21 protein-coding genes and 3 pseudogenes are annotated in these 22627 nt (G+C 60.0%); 16 read left to right on the top strand and 8 right to left on the bottom strand.

Translation table 11 applies throughout. From position 1 onward, the window contains the following. The coding region (locus tag FNJ47_RS30070) for a DUF736 domain-containing protein (protein ID WP_163159576.1) at window positions 1-183 on the top strand (183 nt) is incomplete at its 5' end. A gap of 137 nt (window positions 184-320) precedes the next feature. On the opposite strand, the gene FNJ47_RS30065 is transcribed toward FNJ47_RS30070, so the two are convergent. From FNJ47_RS30065 to FNJ47_RS30060, 3 genes are all read right to left on the bottom strand, one after another. After that, entirely contained in the window at window positions 321-1646 is a 1326-nt protein-coding gene (locus FNJ47_RS30065; RefSeq protein WP_165445935.1) for a DUF3422 family protein, read from the bottom strand. A gap of 99 nt (window positions 1647-1745) precedes the next feature. After that, window positions 1746-1868: a hypothetical protein gene (locus tag FNJ47_RS53325; RefSeq protein WP_283811316.1), complete on the bottom strand. Its 123-nt coding sequence runs from the start codon at window positions 1866-1868 to the stop codon at window positions 1746-1748. Between the two features lie 1460 nt (window positions 1869-3328). Then, window positions 3329-4153, bottom strand: a complete 825-nt coding sequence (locus tag FNJ47_RS30060) for an effector protein NopP (RefSeq protein WP_163159581.1) — start codon at window positions 4151-4153, stop codon at window positions 3329-3331. A gap of 410 nt (window positions 4154-4563) precedes the next feature. On the opposite strand from FNJ47_RS30060, the gene FNJ47_RS51610 reads away from it, so the two are divergent. The 3 genes and pseudogenes from FNJ47_RS51610 (at window position 4564) to FNJ47_RS30050 (ending at window position 7994) form a co-directional block, all read left to right on the top strand. Further along, complete coding sequence (locus FNJ47_RS51610) at window positions 4564-4764, top strand: hypothetical protein (protein WP_128970862.1); 201 nt, start codon at window positions 4564-4566, stop codon at window positions 4762-4764. Window positions 4765-5105: 341 nt separating this feature from the next. After that, window positions 5106-5252: pseudogene (locus FNJ47_RS30055) on the top strand (DUF3551 domain-containing protein); the annotation flags it as partial. Window positions 5253-6032: 780 nt separating this feature from the next. Then, complete coding sequence (locus FNJ47_RS30050) at window positions 6033-7994, top strand: putative bifunctional diguanylate cyclase/phosphodiesterase (RefSeq protein WP_163159575.1); 1962 nt, start codon at window positions 6033-6035, stop codon at window positions 7992-7994. Window positions 7995-8316: 322 nt separating this feature from the next. Here FNJ47_RS30050 and FNJ47_RS30045 read toward each other — a convergent pair. Then, a pseudogene (locus FNJ47_RS30045) lies at window positions 8317-8749 on the bottom strand (IS701 family transposase); the annotation flags it as partial. A 203-nt stretch (window positions 8750-8952) separates the two neighbouring features. Here FNJ47_RS30045 and FNJ47_RS30040 point away from each other — a divergent pair. Genes FNJ47_RS30040 through FNJ47_RS30030 form a run of 3 tightly spaced genes read left to right on the top strand, consistent with a single transcriptional unit; the run spans window position 8953 to window position 10974 of the window. Next, window positions 8953-9519, top strand: a complete 567-nt coding sequence (locus tag FNJ47_RS30040) for a hypothetical protein (protein WP_163159574.1) — start codon at window positions 8953-8955, stop codon at window positions 9517-9519. Continuing rightward, window positions 9516-10253 (top strand): hypothetical protein, encoded by a 738-nt coding sequence (locus FNJ47_RS30035; protein WP_163159573.1) that lies wholly within the window; start codon window positions 9516-9518, stop codon window positions 10251-10253. The genes FNJ47_RS30040 and FNJ47_RS30035 overlap by 4 nt, the downstream gene beginning before the upstream one ends. Then, window positions 10231-10974: a hypothetical protein gene (locus FNJ47_RS30030; RefSeq protein ID WP_163159572.1), complete on the top strand. Its 744-nt coding sequence runs from the start codon at window positions 10231-10233 to the stop codon at window positions 10972-10974. The genes FNJ47_RS30035 and FNJ47_RS30030 overlap by 23 nt, the downstream gene beginning before the upstream one ends. Window positions 10975-11019: 45 nt before the next feature. Here FNJ47_RS30030 and FNJ47_RS30025 read toward each other — a convergent pair. Next, a pseudogene (locus tag FNJ47_RS30025) lies at window positions 11020-12152 on the bottom strand (type II toxin-antitoxin system HipA family toxin). Continuing rightward, window positions 12145-12480: a helix-turn-helix domain-containing protein gene (locus tag FNJ47_RS30020; protein WP_050421557.1), complete on the bottom strand. Its 336-nt coding sequence runs from the start codon at window positions 12478-12480 to the stop codon at window positions 12145-12147. The pseudogene FNJ47_RS30025 and the gene FNJ47_RS30020 overlap by 8 nt, the downstream one beginning before the upstream one ends. 895 nt (window positions 12481-13375) lie before the next feature. Between FNJ47_RS30020 and FNJ47_RS30015 the strand changes: the two genes are divergently transcribed. Continuing rightward, window positions 13376-13654, top strand: coding sequence for a helix-turn-helix transcriptional regulator (locus tag FNJ47_RS30015; protein WP_083992262.1), 279 nt, complete (start codon window positions 13376-13378; stop codon window positions 13652-13654). Window positions 13655-13729: 75 nt separating this feature from the next. On the opposite strand, the gene FNJ47_RS30010 is transcribed toward FNJ47_RS30015, so the two are convergent. Continuing rightward, entirely contained in the window at window positions 13730-13966 is a 237-nt protein-coding gene (locus FNJ47_RS30010; RefSeq protein WP_050421558.1) for a transposase, read from the bottom strand. A gap of 278 nt (window positions 13967-14244) precedes the next feature. Here FNJ47_RS30010 and FNJ47_RS30005 point away from each other — a divergent pair, with 278 nt between their 5' ends. The 3 genes from FNJ47_RS30005 to FNJ47_RS54790 all read left to right on the top strand — a co-directional run bounded on the left by FNJ47_RS30005 (window position 14245) and on the right by FNJ47_RS54790 (window position 16105). Then, a complete protein-coding gene (locus FNJ47_RS30005) occupies window positions 14245-14709 on the top strand; it encodes a DUF2840 domain-containing protein (RefSeq protein ID WP_163159571.1) in 465 nt (154 codons plus the stop codon). Next, on the top strand, window positions 14706-15218 hold the full coding sequence (locus FNJ47_RS30000) for a S26 family signal peptidase (RefSeq protein ID WP_163159570.1): 513 nt from the start codon (window positions 14706-14708) through the stop codon (window positions 15216-15218). Before FNJ47_RS30005 ends, FNJ47_RS30000 begins: the two co-directional genes overlap by 4 nt. Before the next feature lie 359 nt (window positions 15219-15577). Next, the gene (locus FNJ47_RS54790; protein ID WP_236000169.1) at window positions 15578-16105 is read left to right on the top strand and encodes a lytic transglycosylase domain-containing protein; all 528 of its coding nucleotides are present in this window, start codon (window positions 15578-15580) and stop codon (window positions 16103-16105) included. Between the two features lie 145 nt (window positions 16106-16250). Here FNJ47_RS54790 and FNJ47_RS29990 read toward each other — a convergent pair whose 3' ends face one another. Continuing rightward, a complete protein-coding gene (locus FNJ47_RS29990) occupies window positions 16251-16523 on the bottom strand; it encodes a hypothetical protein (protein ID WP_165445934.1) in 273 nt (90 codons plus the stop codon). 160 nt (window positions 16524-16683) lie between these two features. Here FNJ47_RS29990 and FNJ47_RS29985 point away from each other — a divergent pair, with 160 nt between their 5' ends. The 5 genes from FNJ47_RS29985 to FNJ47_RS29965 all read left to right on the top strand — a co-directional run bounded on the left by FNJ47_RS29985 (window position 16684) and on the right by FNJ47_RS29965 (window position 22506). Beyond that, window positions 16684-17331, top strand: coding sequence for a transposase (locus FNJ47_RS29985; RefSeq protein ID WP_163159569.1), 648 nt, complete (start codon window positions 16684-16686; stop codon window positions 17329-17331). Next, entirely contained in the window at window positions 17331-17738 is a 408-nt protein-coding gene (locus FNJ47_RS29980) for a transposase (RefSeq protein WP_163159568.1), read from the top strand. The genes FNJ47_RS29985 and FNJ47_RS29980 overlap by 1 nt, the downstream gene beginning before the upstream one ends. Window positions 17739-18285: 547 nt before the next feature. After that, window positions 18286-20049 carry a relaxase/mobilization nuclease domain-containing protein gene (locus tag FNJ47_RS29975; RefSeq protein ID WP_163159577.1) on the top strand — a complete coding sequence of 588 codons (1764 nt, stop codon included), beginning with the start codon at window positions 18286-18288 and terminating at the stop codon, window positions 20047-20049. A 36-nt stretch (window positions 20050-20085) separates the two neighbouring features. Continuing rightward, the gene (locus tag FNJ47_RS29970; protein ID WP_163159567.1) at window positions 20086-22074 is read left to right on the top strand and encodes a conjugal transfer protein TraG; all 1989 of its coding nucleotides are present in this window, start codon (window positions 20086-20088) and stop codon (window positions 22072-22074) included. A 6-nt stretch (window positions 22075-22080) separates the two neighbouring features. Then, window positions 22081-22506 carry a ribbon-helix-helix domain-containing protein gene (locus FNJ47_RS29965; protein WP_163159566.1) on the top strand — a complete coding sequence of 142 codons (426 nt, stop codon included), beginning with the start codon at window positions 22081-22083 and terminating at the stop codon, window positions 22504-22506. Window positions 22507-22627 lie beyond the last annotated feature (121 nt).

Genomic DNA, 22627 nt, shown 5'->3' with positions numbered 1-22627 from the left:
GTGGGCCGGGCCGAGATCGGGGCCGGCTGGTCCAAGCGCTCCAACGAGGGTCGCGACTATCTGAGCCTCAAGCTCGACGATCCGAGCTTCACCGCTCCGATCTTCGCCAACCTCTTCGCCGACGAGGAAGGCGAGGGCTTCAGCCTGATCTGGTCCCGTCCCAGCCGTCGCAACGGCGACTGACCCGATCCACGATGCCTCGCCCGGCTGGTCCGGGCGGGGCATTACCCTGCGCAGGAGACGGCCGCGATCTTGCGGCAGCGTCGCACCACGACCATGCGAGCTTCGCCGGACGGACGCACCGATCCCCTCGAGGAGCTCTAGTCGTAAGTAACCGAGGGCGCGTCGTCGTGCTTGAGGTGTCGCTTTCGGACATTGTAACTCACCAGCCAGATGACGCCGACCGCGATCGGGACGAAGGTTGCGGTCAGGAACGAGGGCTCTACTCGCAGTCCGACATCATGCGCGCCCTTGGCAAGATAGCTAAACAGGCTGACCACATAATATCCTATCGCCGCGACCGACAATCCCTCGACCGTGCACTGCAGCCGAAGTTGCTGTCTCGCGCGCTCGTTGATGGCCTGCAACAGGTCACGATTCTGTCGTTCGATTTCGACGTCGACCCGAGTTCGCAACAGATCGGCGGCACGCACGAGCTTGACCGAGAGAGTCGCCTGACGATCCTCCACGGTCGCGCAGGTTCGCATCGCCGGCGCCATGCGGCGCGCCAGAAACGACGACCAGGTTGGATAGCCCGAGACATCGTTGCCCTCAATGATGGACAGTCGCGATTGGACCAGCTCGTTATAGGCCCTGCTGGCGCCGAAGCGAAACAGGCTGCCGGTCGCGCCTCTTTCGAACGATGCGGCCAGCGCCGTCAGCTCGGCAAGCAGATGGTTGTTGAACTGCAGCCCTTCACCGCTTTGCATTTTCTCGAGTGCCTCGACAAGACGGCGGTCGATGCGATCGACGGATGGTGCAAGCTCAAGGGCCGTCGACAGGCCAAGAAGCGCCAATGGACGGTAGGTCTCGATTTCCAGGAGCCGTTGCACCAGCGCTCCGAGATCGTGCGACGTCAACCCGAGGTCGCAGACGAGGATTTTTGTGAAGCCTTTTTCGTCTACGCGGAAGTCTGAGGCCGCTACGCCTGCGCCGCTCTTTGTGGCAACCATGGCCAGGCTGTTCTTGTCAAAAATCTGTTCGGCCCGCCTGGTCGGCGAGGCGTCCTGCTCCACTTCTAGCCTGATCGCGACCAGCAACTGTCCGGTCTGACGCAACGCGCGGATCAGCGATCCGACAGTACCATCAACTTTGTCAAATTGGTCTGCGGCAGAACAATTTGCGTTAGTCCAGATCCAGGTGAATGTCGTGAATTCCGAATGCTGCTCCCAGCGTAGCGTAGCGGGACCGATGACAATCTGATGAAGTTTCGCCGATTGCTCAGGCGGCGTAAGATTGCGCTCGAGGCAAAAATCGATAAAGCGGCAGCGATCGCTCGTGGCCGCTTCGCCCTGTGCAAGAAAAGCGAAGTGGATCACGCTGAAGGGCGAAACCAGGCGCGTGAAAGGGCGCGCGTGCACCTCGCCGAGCACAGCGTCGCGTTGCGGATGTGGCGTGAAGGTTCGCAGATCCAATTCATCGATCATGTATTGACGCCTTGCTTCAGGGTGAGCAGGCAACCGACAGCCTTGACGCGGGAGGCAATGGCGATGCTGGGAAACGGTTCCGCGCAGCCAGGTTGCTGATCAAGCCATGTCGACGATCATTACCGAGGCCGCCTTGAACTCGGGAAAGAGGCCTTGCGGGAGGTGGGTCAGGCCAGGCAGATTGACATGGAGCAGCCTCGTCCAGCTTTCGAATGAAGCCATCAACGGCATCTGCCGGGTACGGTCCGGTGTCTATGACGAAATGCCGGCGTCGCGGCTCAATAAGTGTAGCGGTGCGCCGGCAAGCCGTTCCGCGACCTTGACGGTGGCCCGCCGGACCGTCCGACGAATGCTTGGAGTTACGCGGGCAGGCTTGTCTGTCTTCAAATCCCACCGACATCGCCCGCCGCCGAAGGGGTGCCGGGTGCAAGTGAAGATGCGCCGGCCCTCTTCTGGACGCAGTTTTCCGGTCGCATGACCGATGCCGCGCGAGGTCGTGGCAAGCAGGAACGTCTTGCGTTCTCCCAGCGTGGTGCAGACAAACGACCTCGGGTGCGGCAACCGCATTGCCGATTGACGGATCGAGGCCCAAACGAGACTCCCATCTTGTTGCCGTCGTTAAACTTCCTGGCGCAGAGAGCCGGTGCAGGATTTGGGCCAGCACTATTCAAGGGGGGCTCCCGCGTCGTTTTTACGCAATGTGGCTTTCGAAGACAGTCGGAGGCGGGTTTCAGACATGAAGCGCGCTTGTATTCCGACAGAATGCGCACGTGGTACAGGCCGCAGGGAATTGCGTGTTTTCGGCCAGGTGATCGCTCGCCTGGCCGCTGCCATTGTTTGAGCGGCCACGCTCTGGCCGGATTTGTCGATGCAGAGCCCTACGAGTGACCGCGCCCGGACCCGCGGGGCAAGGGTTCGGCGATGGGCTGATAACGTCACGTCGAGTGGTTGACTGGATCACGCAGCTGGAGTTCTCGCCGTCCTCGTCTTTGATGCGTCACTCAGAACAGCTCAAGCATCGCGATTTGAATGTCGCAGGGAGGCAGATACGTGGCGATCGTCGTAAGCGATCGACCAAATAGCGGCAGATCACCGAATACGGCCAGCGACTATCGTGAGCGGGGCGTGGGGCTGAGGCCGTGATCGCGGAATCGGAAATCTGCGCCTGGCAGCACAAAGAGCCAATCACCACTGAATTCGTTGGGCCGGCTTCTCAGCGGGACTCGGCGTCGCCGCGTTGTCCTTGATGTCAGCTCTGTTTGGATCGAGCGCACGAAACGACCTATTCGATCGATGGATCTGCCCGAAGGACGGCTGTGCCTCGACCGACCAATGCGAAGTCATCGGCCTACAACCGGTGCTGGAGGTTAGCCGGCTAAGCGTCCGACCGAGAACGTTTCGTAATCAAGAACGACTGGCTGGCCCGGCGGCGGGAACTCAGACTGCGAGTTGAAACGTTCGTAAGAGACGGCACCTTGCCGGACTATGCGTTCGGCAAAAAAGTCGACTCCGGAGGAAAGTCCCGACGAAGTCTGATACACGTTGGCTTCTCTGCAGCCGCGCCCACAATTTGGGTCGGCGTTCGTCAAAGTTCGCAAGAAGCCAATTACCTTCAGCAATGGGTCTATGGCAGCCACCTCTGGAAGCAGAATGGCTGCTGCCGGGAGCATTGGACAAACCGCCTATTGTTCGGCGAGGAGCTCGTCGAGCGCTTCAGTGAGTTTGTCTACATCAACGTTGTTGTCGCACGAATCGGTCGAGATGCTTGTTACACTCTCGGCATCGCTGTCCTTGGTGTCCCGAGCTTTAGAAAGATACAATGCAGGTTTATCTGCGCGCTGCCATTCACCGTCACCATTCTTAGTCCACTTTTCGGGATGCTGGGCAGGGTCAAGAACCATGTTCGCTTGATCCACCTCAACAAAACCCATCGCCGCGAGACGGGATTGCGCTTCTAGGCCGACTGGATTGGAATTGATCAATGGTCGTTCGCCATCGAGCCGAAGCTGATGTTCCAGCAGAATATCACCTGCGTTGTCGACGAGCGGATGAGTAACCCGAAGAACTGTGGTGGACGTGATGTCAGTTCGCCCGGGAAACAGTTCCCGCCACTCTTCGCCTTCGAACACCTCACTCATGCGAAATCCGGATTCTGTTCTTAGAAGCCCGACGCTTTCGTTGCCCAACTCATAGCTAAAATATCGGGCGTCGTCGGTATGTCTTCTGGCCGTACCGGTGCCCTCAGCCAGACTTGCTGTGCGCGCAGCTTTTGAGGACACGAAAGGCGAGTACTCTTGTGGGTTCGCCGCGATATGCTTGATTTCAGCGTCATGAAAATCCTTCATTTTTTGCTTGTATTGAAACCTTGTGATCTCAATCACAGGAGTTCGGCGAACTAGGGAGTACGACGGTGCTACCGCCGAAGACGAACTAGCGTTCGAATTCGGTGTCGACTGAATGCCTGCAAGCACGTCCGCAAACCTCTGGGTATCTGTATCAGGTTGCATGTCACTGTTTGCTGAGTGCCTGATTTCATCAACATCCTGTGCATGCGAGAGGGATTCGATACCCGACGTGCTGATAGTCCGGTTATGCATCGCAAGTCGTACTCTTGTCGGCGACATGTTTGTCGCATGGAGTTCAGGTTGAAGAATGTTAGACAGCCAAGCTGTCAAAAAGCTGACGCGCGGGTCCGGGCGACTGGTCCGCGCTTTCGCGCAAACCGTCGGCGGCATCAGCGGTGCAAGTGGAAGCCCGGTGACTTGCGTCGGTGCTCGTCCTATACTCGTTATACTATTGCGCTAAGCCCTACAGGAGTGAACGAAAGCGTAGACCGGCCCTGAGGTTCACTCAACCTGATATCTATCCCGATACACGCTGACACATGATCATTGTCGAGGGATTGAGGGCATTTCGTATGGTCGATTCCGAATTGGCTGCCCTGTTGCGAGCGGTTCTGGACGAAGTGTGCGAAGATGTATCGCGTCACGAGAATGGCGCTCGAACTCATGTCGCCTGCAGACTCCTGGAAGCCGCCAGCCGCGGAGAGACGTCGGTCGATGCTCTCAGGAAAATTGGCCGAGCGGCATTGGCCAGTGCACCTACGATGTGGCGTTAGGACGCAATCGGAGGGGAGACTTGCGCAGAGTCCCATGAAGGCGTCCGCTCGGCGGGTAAGCGATCACAGGTGCGGTTCGTACGTTTCGTGCAGACATCGCGCTTTGACTCATTGCCCGTCGGGCTAGACTACACTGGTCGCTGCGCGGTCTGTTGACGCAAACAGGTTGTTCTGAGGTTGATCGTGCTATCGGAAAGAATCCATGGCGGGGGTCAAAAGACCGTATGCGGTTCCTTCGTTCATAGTTGTTGTCACCTTTTCCGTCCTGGTCGGCCTCGCATCGGGAGCGACCGCAGGCGCACGAAACCGCGCGAAGCACATAGCGCCCCCCGCCAAACCTTTACTGTCTGCAAGGGCGCAGCTGGGGCTATCCAGGCAATTGCCAGTTCTCAACCTATAGACAGTGCCAGGCCACTGCATCGGGCACGTACGCACATTGCGCTATCAATCCCACCTATGCTTTCGAGCATGGGTGGCGCCCGCGCTGATTGCGGTCCTTTTCCAATCTGCGTCAACTCAGCCGCGCCAAGGGCGCGACGGTCGTCGGCTGCTCGATTGCAGCGCGCATTGTGCCAAGCGCGGAGAGGATATCATCAACGATACCTTGCGCCGCTTCCTGTGGCTGCGACGTGATCCGACCAGTAGCCCGGAGGATTGATCGCCGCATGGCCATCGAAACTCAGGGCTGAGATCTCGCGTGCTGGCGGCAACTTATTTTTATTGATTGGCATGCCAGTCGTGAGGCCCGCCAAACACCAGCGCGGCAATCAGCGCAGATTGCGGTCCGCCGGCAGGTTGCGCCCCAGGGTAAGAGAGCTGCAGTGCGATTTTGACACGCTGAAAATCGTTGGCACCTTTGCCGAAAGATCGCCCCTTTTTGTGGCTGGCGTGCCGTGCAGCAGGACAGCGATCCGCGAGGCACGCAAAGAGAAAGTCCTCGGAGCACGCGCCCCAACCGCGGAATGCGCGCGGCCGCCATCCCTTCGTCAGGCCCGATCGATCTCGCACCCAGCCGCTCTATTCGGCGGTGCTGAGGCTTTCCGCATGCGAGTAAGCTCTGATTTGCGATCCGATAAAACAATGGTTCTGTACGAAACGAACGGAGTTCGTCTTCAATTTTAACCGGTCCAAGCCTCAACAATGAATCCGGCGCGCCGTGAGGTGTCGCGAGGCGGTTGGTACAATCAAGAGTTTATCTTTTGTCAAAGATTTGCCGCGACCTTCCAGAGCTGGCGCCAACGCTACAACCAGTCCTGCAGGGTCCCGGAATGAGGGCATATCTGAACTCCTGGCTTTCGAAGCTCCTAGCCGGAGATTTGGCGGCATTTGGCGGGCCGGTCACCGATGAAGCGGTTGCAGGATACATTCGTGCCGAGCAGATCTCCCTCGTGCTTGGCTATTCGCTGGGCATCATGCTGGCCAACGCCTGCAATGCGACCGTGCTCGCAATTGCGCTTTGGCATTCGCCCGACAGAAACTTTGCCCTGATCTGGGCGGCGACTGTCGTCTGCGGCGCGCTATCGATAGGCCTGAAAGCGCGTTCATCACGACTGATGACGAAGCCTCAGTTCGTGTCGCGCCAGGCCATGCACCGGCTGGTACGGAATGCGCTGGTTCTCGGAACCGCCTGGGCAATTGTGCCGGTGGCTTTCTTCGCGAACGCCTCCAATGGCGGGCAGCTCGTCATTACATGTCTCTGCTCTGGAATGCTTGCAGGTGGCGCATTCGCCTTCGCCACGATTCCGGTGGCGGCAGTTGCGTTCACGGCTCCGATCTTTGTGGGTACGGCAATTTGCCTCGGCAGAAACGACGATTTCGCCTATCTGCTCGTCGCTATCCTGGTCGTGGCCTATGGCTTCGTGCTCCTGCGCGGCGTTTTCGCCCATTCCTTCGAATTTACCAGACGCGCCATTGCTCAACTGGAGGCCGAAAGGAGGGGCCGACGGGATACCCTGACCCAACTTCCGAACCGTTTTGCCTTCAATGAGAGCCTAGAAGGTGCCCTCAACAGGCTCGCCCGCACGGGCGAGGAATTCGCGGTTCTTCTTCTCGACCTCGATCGCTTCAAGGACGTGAACGACAAATTCGGCCACCTCGCTGGCGATGAATTTCTCGTGCAGGCGGCGGTGAGACTACAGCGATGCGTACGGCAGACCGATACCGTTGCGCGCATCGGCGGTGATGAATTTGCGCTTGTTATGACCAATCTGACCAAGGTGGAGGACGCCTTGGAAGTCGCCGAGCGGTTTGTCGGCGCCTTCGCCGAACCATTCGCGATCGAAAAATGCGAGATCGCGGGGGCGACCAGCGTCGGAATCGCAGTGGCCCCGCGCGACGGCGACGTACCTCATGTACTCCTGAGGAATGCCGACATTGCGCTCTATCGTGCCAAGCAAGCGGGGCCGGGAACGATCTGCTTCTTTGAGATCAACGACGACAAATCAGCGCACGAGCGCAGGGCGCTGCAGCGGGATCTGGAGCTCGCGATCGACAGAGACGAACTGTTCCTCCTCTACCAACCGTTCTTTGATATTCACGCGAACCGGGTCACCGGCTTTGAGGCGTTGCTCCGCTGGCGGCATCCCGTCCGTGGAATAATTTCCCCGACCGAGTTCATCCCAATCGCCGAAGAAACCGGACTGATCCACGGAATCGGTGAGTGGGTGGTCCGACGCGCCTGCGCGACGCTATCGAACTGGCCGTCGGACCTCAGGGTCGCCGTGAATTTCTCGGCGGCTCAATTCCATAACACCAGCATCCTGCAGACAATCGTGCAGGCTCTCTCCCAAGCCAGAGTTGCTCCTCATCGTCTCGAAATCGAAATAACCGAGTCGATGCTGATCTCGAAGTACGCGCCGGCGTCATCGATCCTGACGTCACTCCTGCAATTGGGAGTGACGGTGGCACTTGACGATTTCGGAACGGGATATTCGTCGCTGACTTATTTGCTGAAACTGCCTTACACTCGCATCAAGATCGATCAGTCTTTCATACGGGACATGCTGAGGCGACCGGATAATGCGGCGATCGTAAAATCGATCATCGCACTGACGCGGGACCTGCGCATCGGCGTGGTCGCCGAAGGCGTCGAAACAACCGAGCAACTCGACTATTTGCGTCAAACCAATTGTGATGAAGTACAAGGATATCTCATCGGTCGACCGGTCGCGGAGGATCACATTTTCGCTCTGCTCCATCAAGACAAGCAATGGTCGACGCCCGCCGCTTGAACGACGTGGTCGCTGCGTTATGCCGATAGTGGTGAACATCCGCATCCCGAGGTGGAGTAGACGCTTGGCCTGCTGTAGTATTCTCGAAGATTTGCGAAGCACTGCAGCACCGGCCGCATCACCCCACGAATTGCTGTGCAAGCAGCGCTGATCAAGGCTCCCCCATTTTGACTGTGGATTAGTATTGTCTGATTAGAGCGATGCCACGAACATCACGCGGTCGACCCTTCCGGTGCAGAGGTCGTTGCAGACAACCTGATCATTCGCAAGCCATTCGGACTTGATGAACTCGCCAGCCGTTTCAAGTCAACTTCGTTGAAGGTCAACGAGGGATTCCGTGCAGATAGGCGATCATGGTGATCAGCGCGTGGCGATGAAGACCTTGCCAGGATCGTCCCTCGAAGTGATCAAGTTTTTGTTCTTCTTTCAGCTGCTGATGGGCCTGTTCGCAAATCCATCGTGCCTTGATGGTGGCGGCTAGTGTCCGCAGATCTGTCGCGGCGGGCAGGTTGCGCGATAGTATTTTTTGTCCCCGGACGCGCGTTGCTGGTCGATGAGCCAAGCTTCGTCGCCTGGCAGATGCTGTTGACCCTTGTCCCATATTCGCTGAGGGGGTTCGTCGGCGGTGCGCACACGGACAGCAGCAAATCGGGCTTTCAACCGACCTTTGGTCCCGCTGCTCAACTCGCAGTTTTCCACTTGGTGGCCAGCATGTCTTCGGCCGCGATCGATAGAATATCTGGCACGTGGCGCTTATACGAACTCGGCTGGTCAGCAAGGGCAAGCTTGAAGTATCAACAATCTGAAGTCGCTAATGATCAAAGGTGCCACTATTAGTTGAAATAGGCCTTCCCGTCGTTCGTAGCGCCACAGGGCGGTACATTCTATTCTTGATCGAAACGACCGCTCTGTGGTTGACTGTCCGCAGTCCTAGGACAGCGGACGACGGCGAATTTACATGAAAAGTCAAGACCTTGTTATATTGTTGAAGCTCGTGAGCCTCGAGCAGGCCAAAAATGAGGACGATGCGCATCCCCGAGAGGTTGCCCATCACGATGACCCGTACTCAGTACGCGGGTTGGAATCGGCCCTGGGTATCAGCAAGACAGAGGTTAATGCCTCGATCAAGCGGAGCGTTTCGTCGGGACTTGCAGTCAAAGATCGGGAATCCGGTCAGGCCAAGCCCAACCGCCGCAATCTCTATAATTTCGTCGTGCACGGACTAAAGTTCGTTTTCCCGGCAAAACGGGGTGCGATGACCCGGGGCATCCCCACCGCCTTTGCGGCCGCCCCACTCAAGAACCTTCTGATCAGCGCTGGCGAGTACATCTACGTTTGGCCGTACGCCAAAGGCAAAGACATGGGGCAGGCGGTAGACCCGCTGTTCAAAAGCGTGCCACAAGCCATCCAAAAAGACGATCGCCTGTATGAGTATCTCGCCCTTATTGATGGTGTCAGGCTTGGAAATCAAAGGGAGGCTGGGCTCGCGGCCGAGCGTCTATCGGAAAGGCTTCTCAAGAAATGACCACCATCAAGGGCCAATTGCTTCACATGTTGGAAACGGTCGCGCAGTCTCTGGGAGACGAACTGCGCGAGCGGCTCGTGTTTGTCGGCGGTTGCACAACAGCCCTTTTCATTACTGATGAGATCGTGCTCGAAGGGGTTCGGGCAACCGATGACGTGGATCTCATCGTTGATCTCGTTGGACATGCGCAATGGGCTCAACTGCAAGACCAGTTGCGTCAGAAGGGGTTCGTGGAATCTCCCGAAGACGAGGTCATTTGCCGCATGAGGCTCGGCGACCTCCAAGTCGATTTCATGCCGGATGATCAAAGCATTCTCGGCTTTAGCAATCGCTGGTACGCCAAAGGCATCGAAACGGCGGTCACACGTCCCCTGAATGTGGTACTGAACATCAAGCGCCTCACGCCCGAACTGTTCGTGGCGACAAAATTGGAAGCATATCTCGGCCGCGGCTACGATGATCTCTTAGGCAGCCGTGACATCGAGGACATCCTTCTCGTCGTTGACGGTCGAGAGGAACTCGTGGCTGAAATCCAAAACGCAGACGATGATATTCGTTGCTACATTGCAGAGAAGTTCAAAGCGCTCTTAGGTCATGAGGATTTTGATCATTTTCTCGATGGCAATATCAAGGGACCTGAAGGCCGGGTCGATATTGTGCGAAAGCGGTTTGTCGCCATAAGCCAGAGCGATGCTGGCGAGCGAGAGGGGAATGGAGATCAACTGGCGCAGTGAGCAAGGAAAGAGGACGCGCGATAACCGGGATTGCCGAGGAGTCGGAGTGCGCGCCGATGCCGTGTTATGTCTCCTTCTCGACAGTTCAACCTCTGGCCCAACAAGCGGTGACCTTGCTCGCCAGATTATCCGCGATGTCGTAGACTGGTACGTCGCGACAAACCAAGCCGCAATGGCAGAATGCCTCAGCGCGCAATTGCGCCGCACTCATCTCAGTTTATCTCGGCGATTTCCGCGGGACAGCGCGTGCTACGTGCTCGCCCATATACCGAACACAGGGACGGCGCTCGTTCTGCACGCTGACGATTGCTTGTTAGGAAGCCGCGAGCAAAACGGCGCAGTCCATTGGTTCACCAAGCCCCATACGCTGGCCAATCCGATAGGTGACCTTCCGTTTGACGTTTGGGCGGAGTTGTCGGCGGGAGAGCAAGCCATGTTCTTGCAAGGGACGATGTGGCGATCGCAGCTGAAGGCGATGATCGAAGCACCCTTCAGATCGGATATACGAGCAGCCAGCGACTGCATTTGTCGAGAGGCGCTCACCCGGCGCCAGCACGTTGACATGAGACAGGCTGCGAAGGGCGCCGAGGCGAGGGATGGCGTGGCCGGCTTCCGGGTCCCTGACATGGCTCGCCTCGAACGAGGCGGTCGCCGCATCGCCCTTGCAGGTCGCGACGAGCGCTTGATGTCGGCTGCCTCGAGCTTTGTCTGCCGCCGATGATGGGGCTCGCTGTCGCTGGCTCGAAGCTGTGAAGGAACGTTCTCGTCATTGCGCCAGCGCCCGTTTTAGATCCTCGTGCTCGAAGGCGCTGGCCATGCTGTTGATTTCGGCCGTGCGGGCGCCGACCGTCTTAGCGGTTTCGCGCCAGGTTGCCGTCACGACGGCGACGTCTTTGATAATCGCGCGGGCCTGCGGCAGCGTGAGCGAGAAGAACTCCGATGCGGCCTCCAGCAGATCGAGCGAGCAGGTGCCCTCGTCGAGATCGATGTTCGTCGATAACACCCGGGCCTTGAGATCAGTTGGAACGGGATTGAGGTCGTATGCCGGCGAGAGAGACCATCCTGCCTTTCCCAGCCACAGGAAACCGTGGTTGCGGAGGTGATCGTCGACATTGGAGATCAGCACGTTGAAGACGACACGCCGATAAAGGCCATGGGCATCCGTTTTCCCTTGTGCGCCGTGTTGAGCAAGGGCATCGACTATCTCCGGATAGCGATCAGTTCGTGTTGCGGAGTGGCGATACCAGCCTGGCCAGCCAGCCGCAGTGCGATCTCTTCCCAGGTCTCCATGCTATAGTCGTCGGTCTCTTTCGGGAATTTGGCGATGGAGAGGCGACCATGTTGGTCAATGACTGAGGCCTTCGGGCGCCCGCCGTCGAGGGAAGAGCCGGGGGCAAAGATGAGTTGGAGATCCTCATCTGTTTCTTCATCCCGGAGAATCCGCTCGGTGATTTGGAGTAACCGGCCGAGTTCGATCAGGGCAGGAACCCTGGCCCGGGTCGGTGCCCGGAAAACGTCGTCGCCGATCCAGCGGAAACGGAGCGCGCCTAGCCGGCTCTCGTCGGCGACGCCCAGCAGATAGTCGCTTTCCGCGAGGGTGCGAACGGCACGGCCCTCGTGTTCGGCGAGGCGGCGCTCGGCGCGCTGCATGAGGCGGCGGCCCCAGGAGTCCGGCGCCGAGTCGCCAATGGAGCCAAAGATGGCTAATCGGGCAGGAGGAGCGAATGCGCCGCGTGTCAGTGCAAGTGCCGGCTTCAGCGAGAAGCGATCCGGATCCTCAAGCCATGCAGCGTCGTACTCGAAGATGATGGTCTCCGCGCCTCTGACGCGATTGCTCCTCGCCAACCCTATCGGGCGCGTGCGACCGTCCAGATCGATGTGCACCTCGAAGTCAGCCATCGTGGGATGGTCCGGTTGGCCGCTTGAGGTGGACGTGCTTGGGAAGGTGCGCGCTGGCAAGGGCCTGGCCGACGCTGTCGTTGCTGATGTCGGCGACCTGACCCAGGCCCTCGAGCAGGCCGAGCGCCTGCAGCACGCCGGCGTAGATGCCGATGCTGACGCTGGTGTCACCGGCTTCGACCCTTTGCAGGGTCGATCGGGACGTGAAGGCGCGCTCGGCCACGACCGCCATCGGCAGCCGTCGGCGTCGACGGGCATCATGGATGTCCGCCCCAAGCTTGCGTAGCGCGCGTCGTACCGCAGCGGGAGGATTGTGTGGCGTAGGCATTTTTGACGTCTTCGCGCTTCATATTTGGACAATATGTAGCAGGAAGATTACAATTTGCCCGGCGGCAATCTAGGAAGCCAAGCGACGTAAGGTGCTATTTTACCTTATTCGCGGCTGCCGGCCTTGAGTTTCCGACTTCGGCGGCCCCTCGCTCTGGCTTTCACACGGCGGACTGGCTGCAATTTCTGTCAGTCTGACTGAGCCATCTGCTTCCGTCAGGATTCGATCGATTGGCAAGCCGGTGCCAGGGCACAGCCTCAATCCGAGCGGATCATTTCAATTTTGAGCAAGAGATACCAGCCGAGCGTGGCCGCACGTCGAGCCTCGCTCTTGCTTGAGCATGACCGTGCCACGGACCCGCGGAAGATATTGCTCGATCATCTCAGGCACCGCCGGAGCGCTCCTCAAGCTCTGGACCGTGAGCATTTCGCTCCAAGTTCACCGCATCAAAGGTGCTGCGGAACGCGAGCTTTCGGATATCCATCGATTTTGGAAGCGCACGTCGAGGCCCACTTCGCCGAATAACGGTCAGACGGTAGACGCTCCCCTAGCGGCAGCTCACCCTCCGCAACGGGTCGCGGATGTCCGAGCGCCCGCCGCGCATTGCTGCCCGATGGCGTCCATCGAATCATCGCCGGAGCGCTGCTCGACAAAAACGCATTCCGACCGCGCTCAGAAGACACGATTCCTCGCAATCGAACGATCCGAGGGGGCGGAGCCTCGCTCTGACAGAACGGCGGCCATTGAAAGGCTTCTGCGGCGAGTGCCTTCCATGGGGGTATCGAAAATCACCGCATCATCTTCGGCATCCCCCTAAGCACCTCTACTCCGCGATCGTGGCAGTCGACGCGCGGCGAACCTCGTACGCGCTCCAAAGGAGCACGGAGCTTTTCAAATGTCCGATCCGAACACGGATAAGCCGCCGCGTTACTTACGCACGTCCGAAGCCGCGCGCTTCTTGAGTTTGTCCGGCCGCACCTTGGAGAAACACCGAACCTACGGAACCGGTCCCGAGTATCACAAGATTGGCGGACGCGTGGTCTATTCAGTGGCTGACCTGACAGCATGGGCCAAACTCGGCAAGAAGAAGTCAACCTCGGATCCTGGTGTCGGCACCGTACTGCCCGCAAAACGGCGTGCGCCAATTCCCTATGCGGGCAAAGAGCGGCGCTAGGCCATGTCCGTTAGCAAATCCTCAGCGCACCGCCGCCGGTGTCGCGGCGCACTTCAGATCCTTGTTCCCGGCGAGCTACGGGCTCCCGAGACCCGGCTTGAAATTGTCGGGAATGCTCGTCAGGATCGTGATGGCCGCCTTGTGCTGCATAGCCCGCGTCAGTTCGTCGCCGCATTTGGTGATGCTCCCGATGCGACCGGTTTGTCCGGATTGATGGCGCCGTGGCGCCAATCCGAAATCGGCCCGGACGTTGGTCGATTTCCTAGATCGTCTCGGATCCAGCGACACGTCGAACCCTGCGTGCAAGTCCATCCTTCGACTTCGTCGCCGACGGCTGGAATGCGCGGCGCGCTCCAGCCGCGAATCGTTGCGCGGCATCGTCGCCGTAGCGTGGCATGCAAGGGGGCACAACTCAGTACTGCTGCTAGCCATATATACTTGGGCTTCTTTCTGGCGAACCAAGCCTCAACTTTCATGGGAACTGACTGGCAACGTCAGGCCGCCAGGCCTGCTCACCTTCAGAAGAGGCACACGCGCTTCGCTAAGCCCAAGGCATACCGTTCCCGATTCGAGCGTCAGGGAGCGGCGGCATGAACGATCTCACGGAAGTGGAAGTTTTGTGGCTCGAGAAGCGTATCGAAAACCGCATTCGGTTCGGTCATGTTGTCAAGGAACGAAAGCTTGATCGTCACCGGCGTGTCCTGTCATTTGCACCGGGCAGCATCTTTGCCTTCGTCCGTTGGACATCCAACGACTTTGGCACGATCATTTCGCGGATTGACATCTTGCGCGCGGTCGCACCCGGACAGCGCTGCTCGACCGTACCGTATGTGAGGCCCGGCGGAGAGATCGTGCTGCGGCTGTCTGGCTGGCCGAAGGTCGAGCGCGTGTTGCAGATGATCGATGCCGTCGAGGCGCTTGGAATCGATCCGGCTGACGTCGCTCCCGATCATTGGCATCACGTTCATAACCGTCTGTCCGTCAACGAAAACCCGCGTCCATACACGAGAACGCGCCACCAGGCCTGGCTCCATCGTCGCAGAGTGATGCGATGACGAGCCGCCTGATGACGCTGACCACGACGCTTGCGGCCGCTGCCGCGCTCATCGCGACGATCGTCCTGGAGCCACTTCCACTCTACATTTGGAATGCATCGGCAAGCGTGCCAATCGGTCTCTACAGCATACGACCGACGAAGCGCTTCCATGTCACCGAGCTGGTCGCCGTTCAGCCGCCGGAGCCGCTTGCGACCCTCCTCGATTTGAACGGCTATCTGCCGGTCGGGATCCCCATGCTAAAGCGGGTCTTGGCACTGCCCGGGCAGACGGTCTGCAGAAGCGGGCTCACGATTTCGGTGGATGATGTTGCGGTGGGCGAGGCGAAGGACCGCGACGGACGCGGCCGGCCGCTGCCCAAATGGCAGGGCTGCCGCGTCGTCGGCGAGGGCGAGCTCTTTCTCATGAATTGGCAGTCGGACGACTCCATGGACGGCCGATATTTTGGCTTTCTTCCGGCGTCGGCGGTGATTGGCTGTGCGCTCCCGGTCTGGACCTGGGAGGAGTGACCGTGCGTGTTCTACGTGTTTATCCCGCCATTCCTCGGTTGGATCGGTTGCGGGACCATTCCTCCGTCCCAGCCGACGTTCGCAAGCCTGGCGGGCGCAGCGGTGGTCCAAATGATCAGCGCGAAGCGGCTTTACGCCGCACGGGCGCGAGCACGATAGCAGACTTGGCTCGGTCAGGTGTGCCTGTTTGGGTGGTCGTGTCGCTGCTGCTTGCTCTGACCGCATCGGACACTACCGCTCTGGCCCAAAACGGGTCCGCCGCGCTCCCAGCGATCTGTCGAACCAACCACACGCCTCCGGCCTTCATCGAAGAAGCCTCACGACGCTTTGCGATCCCGGCGCGGTGGATATGCTCGGTATTGAGCATCGAAACTGCTGGAGACATGCATGCTAGGTCGCCCAAGGGCGCAATGGGACTGATGCAGATCATGCCGGCGACTTGGGCGGAACTACGCCAACGCTATGATCTAGGAAGCGATCCGTACGATCCGCGTGACAACATTCTGGCCGGCACGGCGTATCTCCGTGAACTGCTCGACCGCTACGGTTCGCGCGGCGTTTTTGCTGCGTACAACGCGGGACCAACTCGCTACGAAGAACATCTCGCGGGAGCCCCTTTGCCAGACGAGACGCGAGCATACGTGGCAAAGCTTGCAAATTTGCTTGGCATTCAACTGCCGCCGACGTGTACCGCGAGCTGGAGTTCATCAGCAGCCGCGACGCTGTTCGTTGAACGAGCTGAGCGGATGGAAATCCGCGGTAGGCCGACATCGTTCGCGCTCTCGCGCTACGCAACGATTGCAATCTCGTCGCCCGATGTCTCGCAGATGGCCCCCAGGCGTACTGGCGTTTTTTTGGCTCGATCGGACTCGAGGGCATTACGATGACCAGCAATGGCTTGCTTCAGCAATCAATCGGCGGAGGAGCGAGAGCAGTGGGCAGGCAGGATATGTGCGTCCGGGGGCTGCACAGGACGTCACGTCTTGACGAGACTAGCGGCCTCGGCCGGCAATGCGTCGATTCGGCGAGCTCCTACTCTGTGCGGGGCCCTGCCATGGCAGACGCCGCTTTCGCGATCACTGCTTCGGCGCGCTCGATCGCGGCGCGGAAGTCCTCGCTCTTCCAGGTATCAACCGAATGGCCGTCATCGTACGACTCGTCTGCGGCGTCTCGCGCGCGTGAGACCAACTCGCGAAGCACCGCAATGGCTTCGGCGACCAGCTTGGCATTCAACTCATCGCGGGAAGACCGCGTCACCTCTTTAGACTCACCGCATCGCAATTGTGAACCTTCAGGCAACGTCATCGCAATAAATGACTATTGCGATTGCCTGCGGAACTTGATGGCAGAGCGGCCCTTCAAATCGGGCTTCGAGAAACCGGTGCACAGGGATAGCCGCCGTATGGGCGAATCCGACAGCCCGGTGCAACGACTTAGCTGCTCGTTGCCACATAGGAGAGCTCCGATGCGGCTTTTCGTTGGGTCGGGCATCGGTCTTGTGGAGACCAGTCTTTGCAACGTCGATGGCGAGGGTCTCGCCGTTCGCGAGGTCAACATTATGATCGAGGCAGCTGCGATCCCTTCCGCAGTAGAGAGTTGCGCGGATCGCCTAGAGAGAGCGGGGGGCGAGGCGTCATCGCTTGGCACCTGGCTGCATCGTGAACTGCAGACAGCGGGGCTCCCGATCATTGTCGTCGAAGCGCGTCACATGTGCGTTTCGCTGTCGACAATGCGTAACAAGACCGACCAGAATGACGCGCGTGGCATCGGGCGGATGATGCGGTTGGGCTGGTATCGCGCCGTTCATGTCAAGAACATCGACATGCAGAAGATGTGTACGCTGCTCACCAGCCGAAGGCTGCTCAAGCGCAAACTAATCGACCTCGAGAACCACATTCGTGGTGCGCTGGGGGCCTATGCTGTGCTCGTTCGAACGATCGCCCGTGGCGCCTTTGAGGCCCGCGTCCGCGAACTTTTCGAGCGCAGCGATCCGATCTTCGTAATGACCATCGGGACATGTTGGATGTGCGTCGCGCCATCCTGGAGGGGTACGACTGGCTGCACCGTGTGCTGCTCCAGGTCGTCCAGTGTGATGATGTGTGGCGGCGCCTGATGACGGTTTCTGGCGTCGGTCCCGTCGCGGCCGCCTTGTCGTTCAAGGTCGGCGTCGATGATCCCTGGCGCTTTGCCAGATCGCGAACGGTAGGCGAGCATTTTGGTTCGGCGCCGCGGCGGCAACGGTCCGGCATGTCGATCGATTACGAAGGGCGCATCAGCAAACTGGGTGACGTCGCCGTGTGCGAGGCGGCCGCAAGCCTGCTGCTGCCGGTCAGGAAATGGTCGGTACCGCGAGCGTGGCGCCTGCGGATAGCCAAACGGTCGAGCATGCTGTGCGCGATCATTGCCGTCGCGTGCAAGCTCGCAAGCATTCTGTACCGAATGTGGGTCAGCGAGCCCGGTTTCCACGTTGGTTTTGGCGCCAAAGTCACCCAGCGGCTGCGGTGGAAACCTGCACGTTAACCGCGGTGCAGGCGACAATGGATTAGCGCTGAGTTTGCGCCCGGCATATTGAGGAGAAACGAAATTAGAGATCCGCGCGCGCGGTGAGCGTCCCCTGGCGGGGCCGCGAAACGGGGAATGTCCGCTATCTCTTGCCTGCTCGCGCCCTTAGGGGACGAGAGCGCAAAACTGCCTGGGCAGCCCTCTTTACGAACCTGGTGAAGAGCATGCGACGGCCGAAGTGCTGAACGCGAAGGAACGCATGGACCCGCCTAGTGAATGCCACTGCAACGCGGTGTGTGGTGACGTTTGCGTGTTGTCGATGCAGGGAGTCTGTCATGGCCGAAGTGCGAAGAGTCGAAGAAAAGCATAGGAATGCGTTGACTTTGCCCGCCCGACTAGGAAGGCGAGATAAAAGGGGCTCGCCGGTCGAACCACAAGCCATTGACATGGCTTGGGTTCCGGCGTGCCGGTCGGTCGGGGCGCGTGCCGCGCCAAAGACTTTTCCCAGGACATTCAAACAAGTTTTCGGCACCGTAGGTGTCGCTGCGTTCTTCGAGGCCTGGTCATGACGGCAGGCGATAGCGACCTGCGAATTCGGCCTGGGCGCATTCGCAGTACACGCGCGCCAAAGCCCAAGAGCTTCATCAACCAGGTGCTGCGGGCGGCGAAGAAAGCGGGACACACCTCGGGTCAGACCGTAGCCGGCAGGCGTTCGGCGGCCCATGGACGCTCGACGTTTGGCCGTGGTCGCCTCGCCTTTAGCCGCGCCAGATTGTTCAGCTCGAAGCGGCGCGTTGTGGTGAAAGCGCGCGTGGTCCGGCACAAAGGGCTAGCCTTCCGCTCAGCACCACTGACCGCCCACCTCTCGTATCTGAAGCGCGACGGCGTGACCCGGAGTGGTGAGCGGGCCGAGATGTTCGATGCCGGCAGCGACCGTGCTGATGGCCCGGCTTTCGCAGGACGGTGCAAAGACGACCGGCATCATTTCAGGTTCATCGTCTCGCCAGAGGATGCCGGCGAGATGACCGACCTGAAGGGCTTTGCCCGCGATCTCGCCAGGCAGATGGAGACCGATCTCGGCACGCGGCTCGATTGGGTTGCTGTCGATCATTGGAACACCGACAACCCTCACGTCCACCTTCTCGTTCGGGGAGTAGATGAGGAGGGGGCGGATCTCGTGATCTCCCGTGACTACATCAGCCAAGGCCTGCGCTCCCGCGCCGAGGAACTGGTCGCCTTCGAATTGGGTCCAAAACCGGAGCACGAGATCCGCAATTCGCTGGAGAGGGAAGTCACGGCGGAACGATGGACTCGGCTCGATCGGGAGATCCGGCTGGCGGCCGATGAGACCGGCACTATCGATCTTCGCCCAGAGAATTCCGGCAAGTCCGATCCCGAGATCCGGCGCCTGATGGTCGGTCGCCTTCAACACCTGGAGAAGATGGGTCTTGCTGCACCCGCCTCGCCGGGGCAGTGGATGGTCGGGCTCGAGGCCGAGCATAGCCTGCGTGACCTCGGCATGCGCGGCGACATCATCAAGACCATGCACCGCGCCTTCACCGAACGTGGAGAAGCGCGCGGCGTTGCCGACTACGTCATCGAAGGTGGACAGCCAACGTCCCAGATCATCGGACGACTGGTCGACCGTGGATTGCATGATGAACTGACGGGCGAAGCCTACGCCATGATCGATGGAACAGACGGCCGCGCTCACCACGTGCGCTTCCGAGGGCTCGAGGCTTTCGAACATGCTCCGCCGGCCGGCGGCATCGTCGAAGTCCGACGCTTCGGTCAAGCCGGCGATCCGCGGCCGACCATGGTGCTGGCGACCCGCTCCGATCTCGATCTTGCCGCGCAGGTCACCGCGAAGGGAGCGACCTGGCTCGACCATAGGCTGGTCGAAAGCGACCCCATGCCGCTCGCCATGGGTGGATTCGGCCGCGAGACCCGCGATGCCATGGAAGCCCGAACCGAGCATCTGATCCAGGAGGGTCTGGCACGGCGGCAGGGCCAACGTATCATCTTGCAGCGCGATCTCCTGAACACGTTGCGCCGACGCGAACTGGACGAGATGGCAGCAAAGATCTCGGCCGACACCGGCCTGCCTCGATTGAACGCCGCCTCTGGGGAGTATGTCGCGGGCAAGTATCGCCAGCGGCTGACGCTCACCTCCGGACGGTTCGCCATGATCGACAGCGGTCTTGGCTTCCAGCTCGTACCCTGGTCGCGCGAGCTCGAAAGGAGGCTCGGCCAGCACGTCACCGGCGTCGTGAAGGACGGCGGTGGCATCGAATGGGCCTTTGGTCGCAAGCGCGACCTCGGCCTCTAGCAATCTCTCCAATTCAGTTGCGGAAGGGCGTTCGGGATGTCCGGAACCAAAATCCTCTGGGGACAGGTGATCGTTGTCGGCCTGATCGTCTTGTTGGCCATCTGGGGAGCAACCGAGTGGACGGCCTGGCGGTTCGCTTACCAGCCGGAGCTAGGGCGACCATGGTTCGAACTGTTGGGCTGGAAGGTCTATTACCCGCCGGTCTTTTTCTGGTGGTGGTTCGTCTACGACGCCTATGCGCCTCAGGTTTTTGTCGAGGGAGCCTTCATCGCTGCGTCGGGGACGCTCGTTTCGATTGCGGTGGCGATCGGCATGTCGGTCTGGCGGGCGCGCGAGGCCAAGAATGTCGAGACCTATGGCTCGGCGCGCTGGGCTGAGCCAAGCGAAGTGAAAGCCGCCGGTCTTCTCGGCCCGGATGGCGTGGTCTTGGGCAAGCTCGACCGCGACTACCTCCGTCATGACGGGCCGGAACATGTGTTGTGTTTCGCGCCCACGCGGTCCGGCAAAGGTGTCGGCCTCGTCGTTCCGTCGCTGCTGGCTTGGCCCGGCTCGGCCATTGTCCACGATATCAAGGGTGAGAACTGGCAATTGACCGCGGGCTTCCGCTCGCGGCATGGCCGCGTCCTGTTGTTCGACCCGACCAATCCAAAGTCTTCGGCCTACAATCCGCTACTCGAGGTCCGGCGTGGGGAGTGGGAGGTCCGCGATGTCCAGAACGTCGCCGACGTCCTGGTCGATCCCGAAGGCTCGCTCGACAAGCGGAACCACTGGGAGAAGACCAGTCATTCGCTCTTGGTCGGCGCCATTCTTCACGTCCTCTATGCTGAGGCGGACAAGACCCTGGCTGGCGTCGCCGCCTTCCTCTCGGACCCGAAGCGGCCGATCGAAGCGACGTTGAAGGCAATGATGACCACGCCGCACCTTGGCGAGCAGGGTGCCCATCCCGTGGTCGCCTCGACCGCGCGCGAACTCCTCAACAAATCCGAGAATGAACGCTCCGGCGTCTTGTCCACTGCGATGTCGTTCCTCGGACTTTACCGCGATCCCGTCGTGGCCCAAGTGACCTGCCGCTGTGACTGGCGGATCGCCGACCTGATCGCAGATAGCCGCCCGACGACACTTTATCTCGTGGTGCCGCCTTCCGATATCTCACGGACCAAACCATTGATCCGCCTGGTGCTGAATCAGATCGGTCGTCGCCTGACCGAGGACTTGCATGCCCGCGACCGCCGGCATCGAGTCCTGATGATGCTCGACGAGTTCCCGGCACTTGGGCGGCTTGACTTCTTCGAGTCCGCGCTCGCCTTTATGGCGGGGTACGGCATCAAGAGTTTCTTGATCGCGCAGTCGCTCAATCAGATCGAGAAGGCCTACGGGCCCAACAATGCGATCCTCGACAACTGCCACGTTCGGGTCAGCTTCGCTACCAACGACGAGCGGACCGCCAAGCGGGTGTCCGACGCGCTGGGTACAGCGACCGAGATGCGCGCGATGAAGAACTATGCCGGTCACAGGCTGAACCCTTGGCTCGGGCATCTGATGGTCTCGCGGCAAGAGACGGCGAGGCCGCTCTTGACCCCCGGCGAAGTCATGCAGCTTCCGCCGATGGACGAAATCGTCATGGTGGCGGGCACGCCGCCGATCCGGGCGAAGAAGGTCCGCTACTACGAGGATCGGCGGCTTACCGAGCGCGTCTTGCCGCCGCCCGATCCGGCGGCATCCGGTCGGTCATCGCGAACGGACGGATGGTCAACACTTGGAGCTCTGAAGCCGACGCGAAGTCCAACGGACAAAGCTGCGGAGGCCGAGGAAGACGCGGCGAACAGCGGTCTCCGTCGTGAGCCCGCACTCCCCGATCACGTCGCAATTGTCAAAGAAACGACCGAGCCGACACCGGCAGAGGAATTTGCCGCCGTTCTTGACGATGACGAGGATGCGGTCCGCCAGTCCAGGGTCATACGGCAACAGATGCGCGGCGTCGCCCGTCAAGTCGCCATGGACCCGAATGACGGCATGGAGCTCTGAGGCAATATGCGCGACCGGATGAACGTCTATTTCCCACCCGAGCTTCTGAAACAGATCTCGGAGCTCGCCGATCGCAAGAAGCTTTCCCGGTCTGCCATCGTGGAAGCTGCGGTCGCCTCCTTTCTTTCACCCGACGGAGCGGACAGGCGAGAAGCTGCGTTTACTCGTCGGCTGGATCGGCTTTCCCGTCAGATGCAGAGGCTGGAGCGTGATGTCGGTTTGACGGCCGAGACCCTGGCCCTCTTCATCCGCTTCTGGCTGACGATCACGCCACCATTGCCCAACGACGCGCAGGCAGCGGCGCAACTCAAGGGCCGGGAACGCTTTGAAGGATTCGTCGCAGCGCTCGGCCGCCGTTTGCAGAAGGGGCAGAGTTTCCTTCGCGAGATTCCAGATGACATCGTTCGTCAGGAGCCGGGCAGCGAAACCTGACATGGCGAGCTGCTTCGACGGTCCTTCTTTTTCTACGCCAGGCCGCGACCGCAGAAACTTAGCCAAGCCCATGAAAAGCTGGACGCGCTATCCGCTCGAATGAGCTGAGGAGCAAGAAGGG

It is taken from the genome of Bradyrhizobium uaiense (assembly GCF_010811875.1).
Taxonomy (GTDB): Bacteria; Pseudomonadota; Alphaproteobacteria; order Rhizobiales; family Xanthobacteraceae; genus Bradyrhizobium; species Bradyrhizobium uaiense.
Note: the sequence above shows the minus strand (reverse complement) of the source record. Positions and strands in the feature narration are given on the sequence as shown.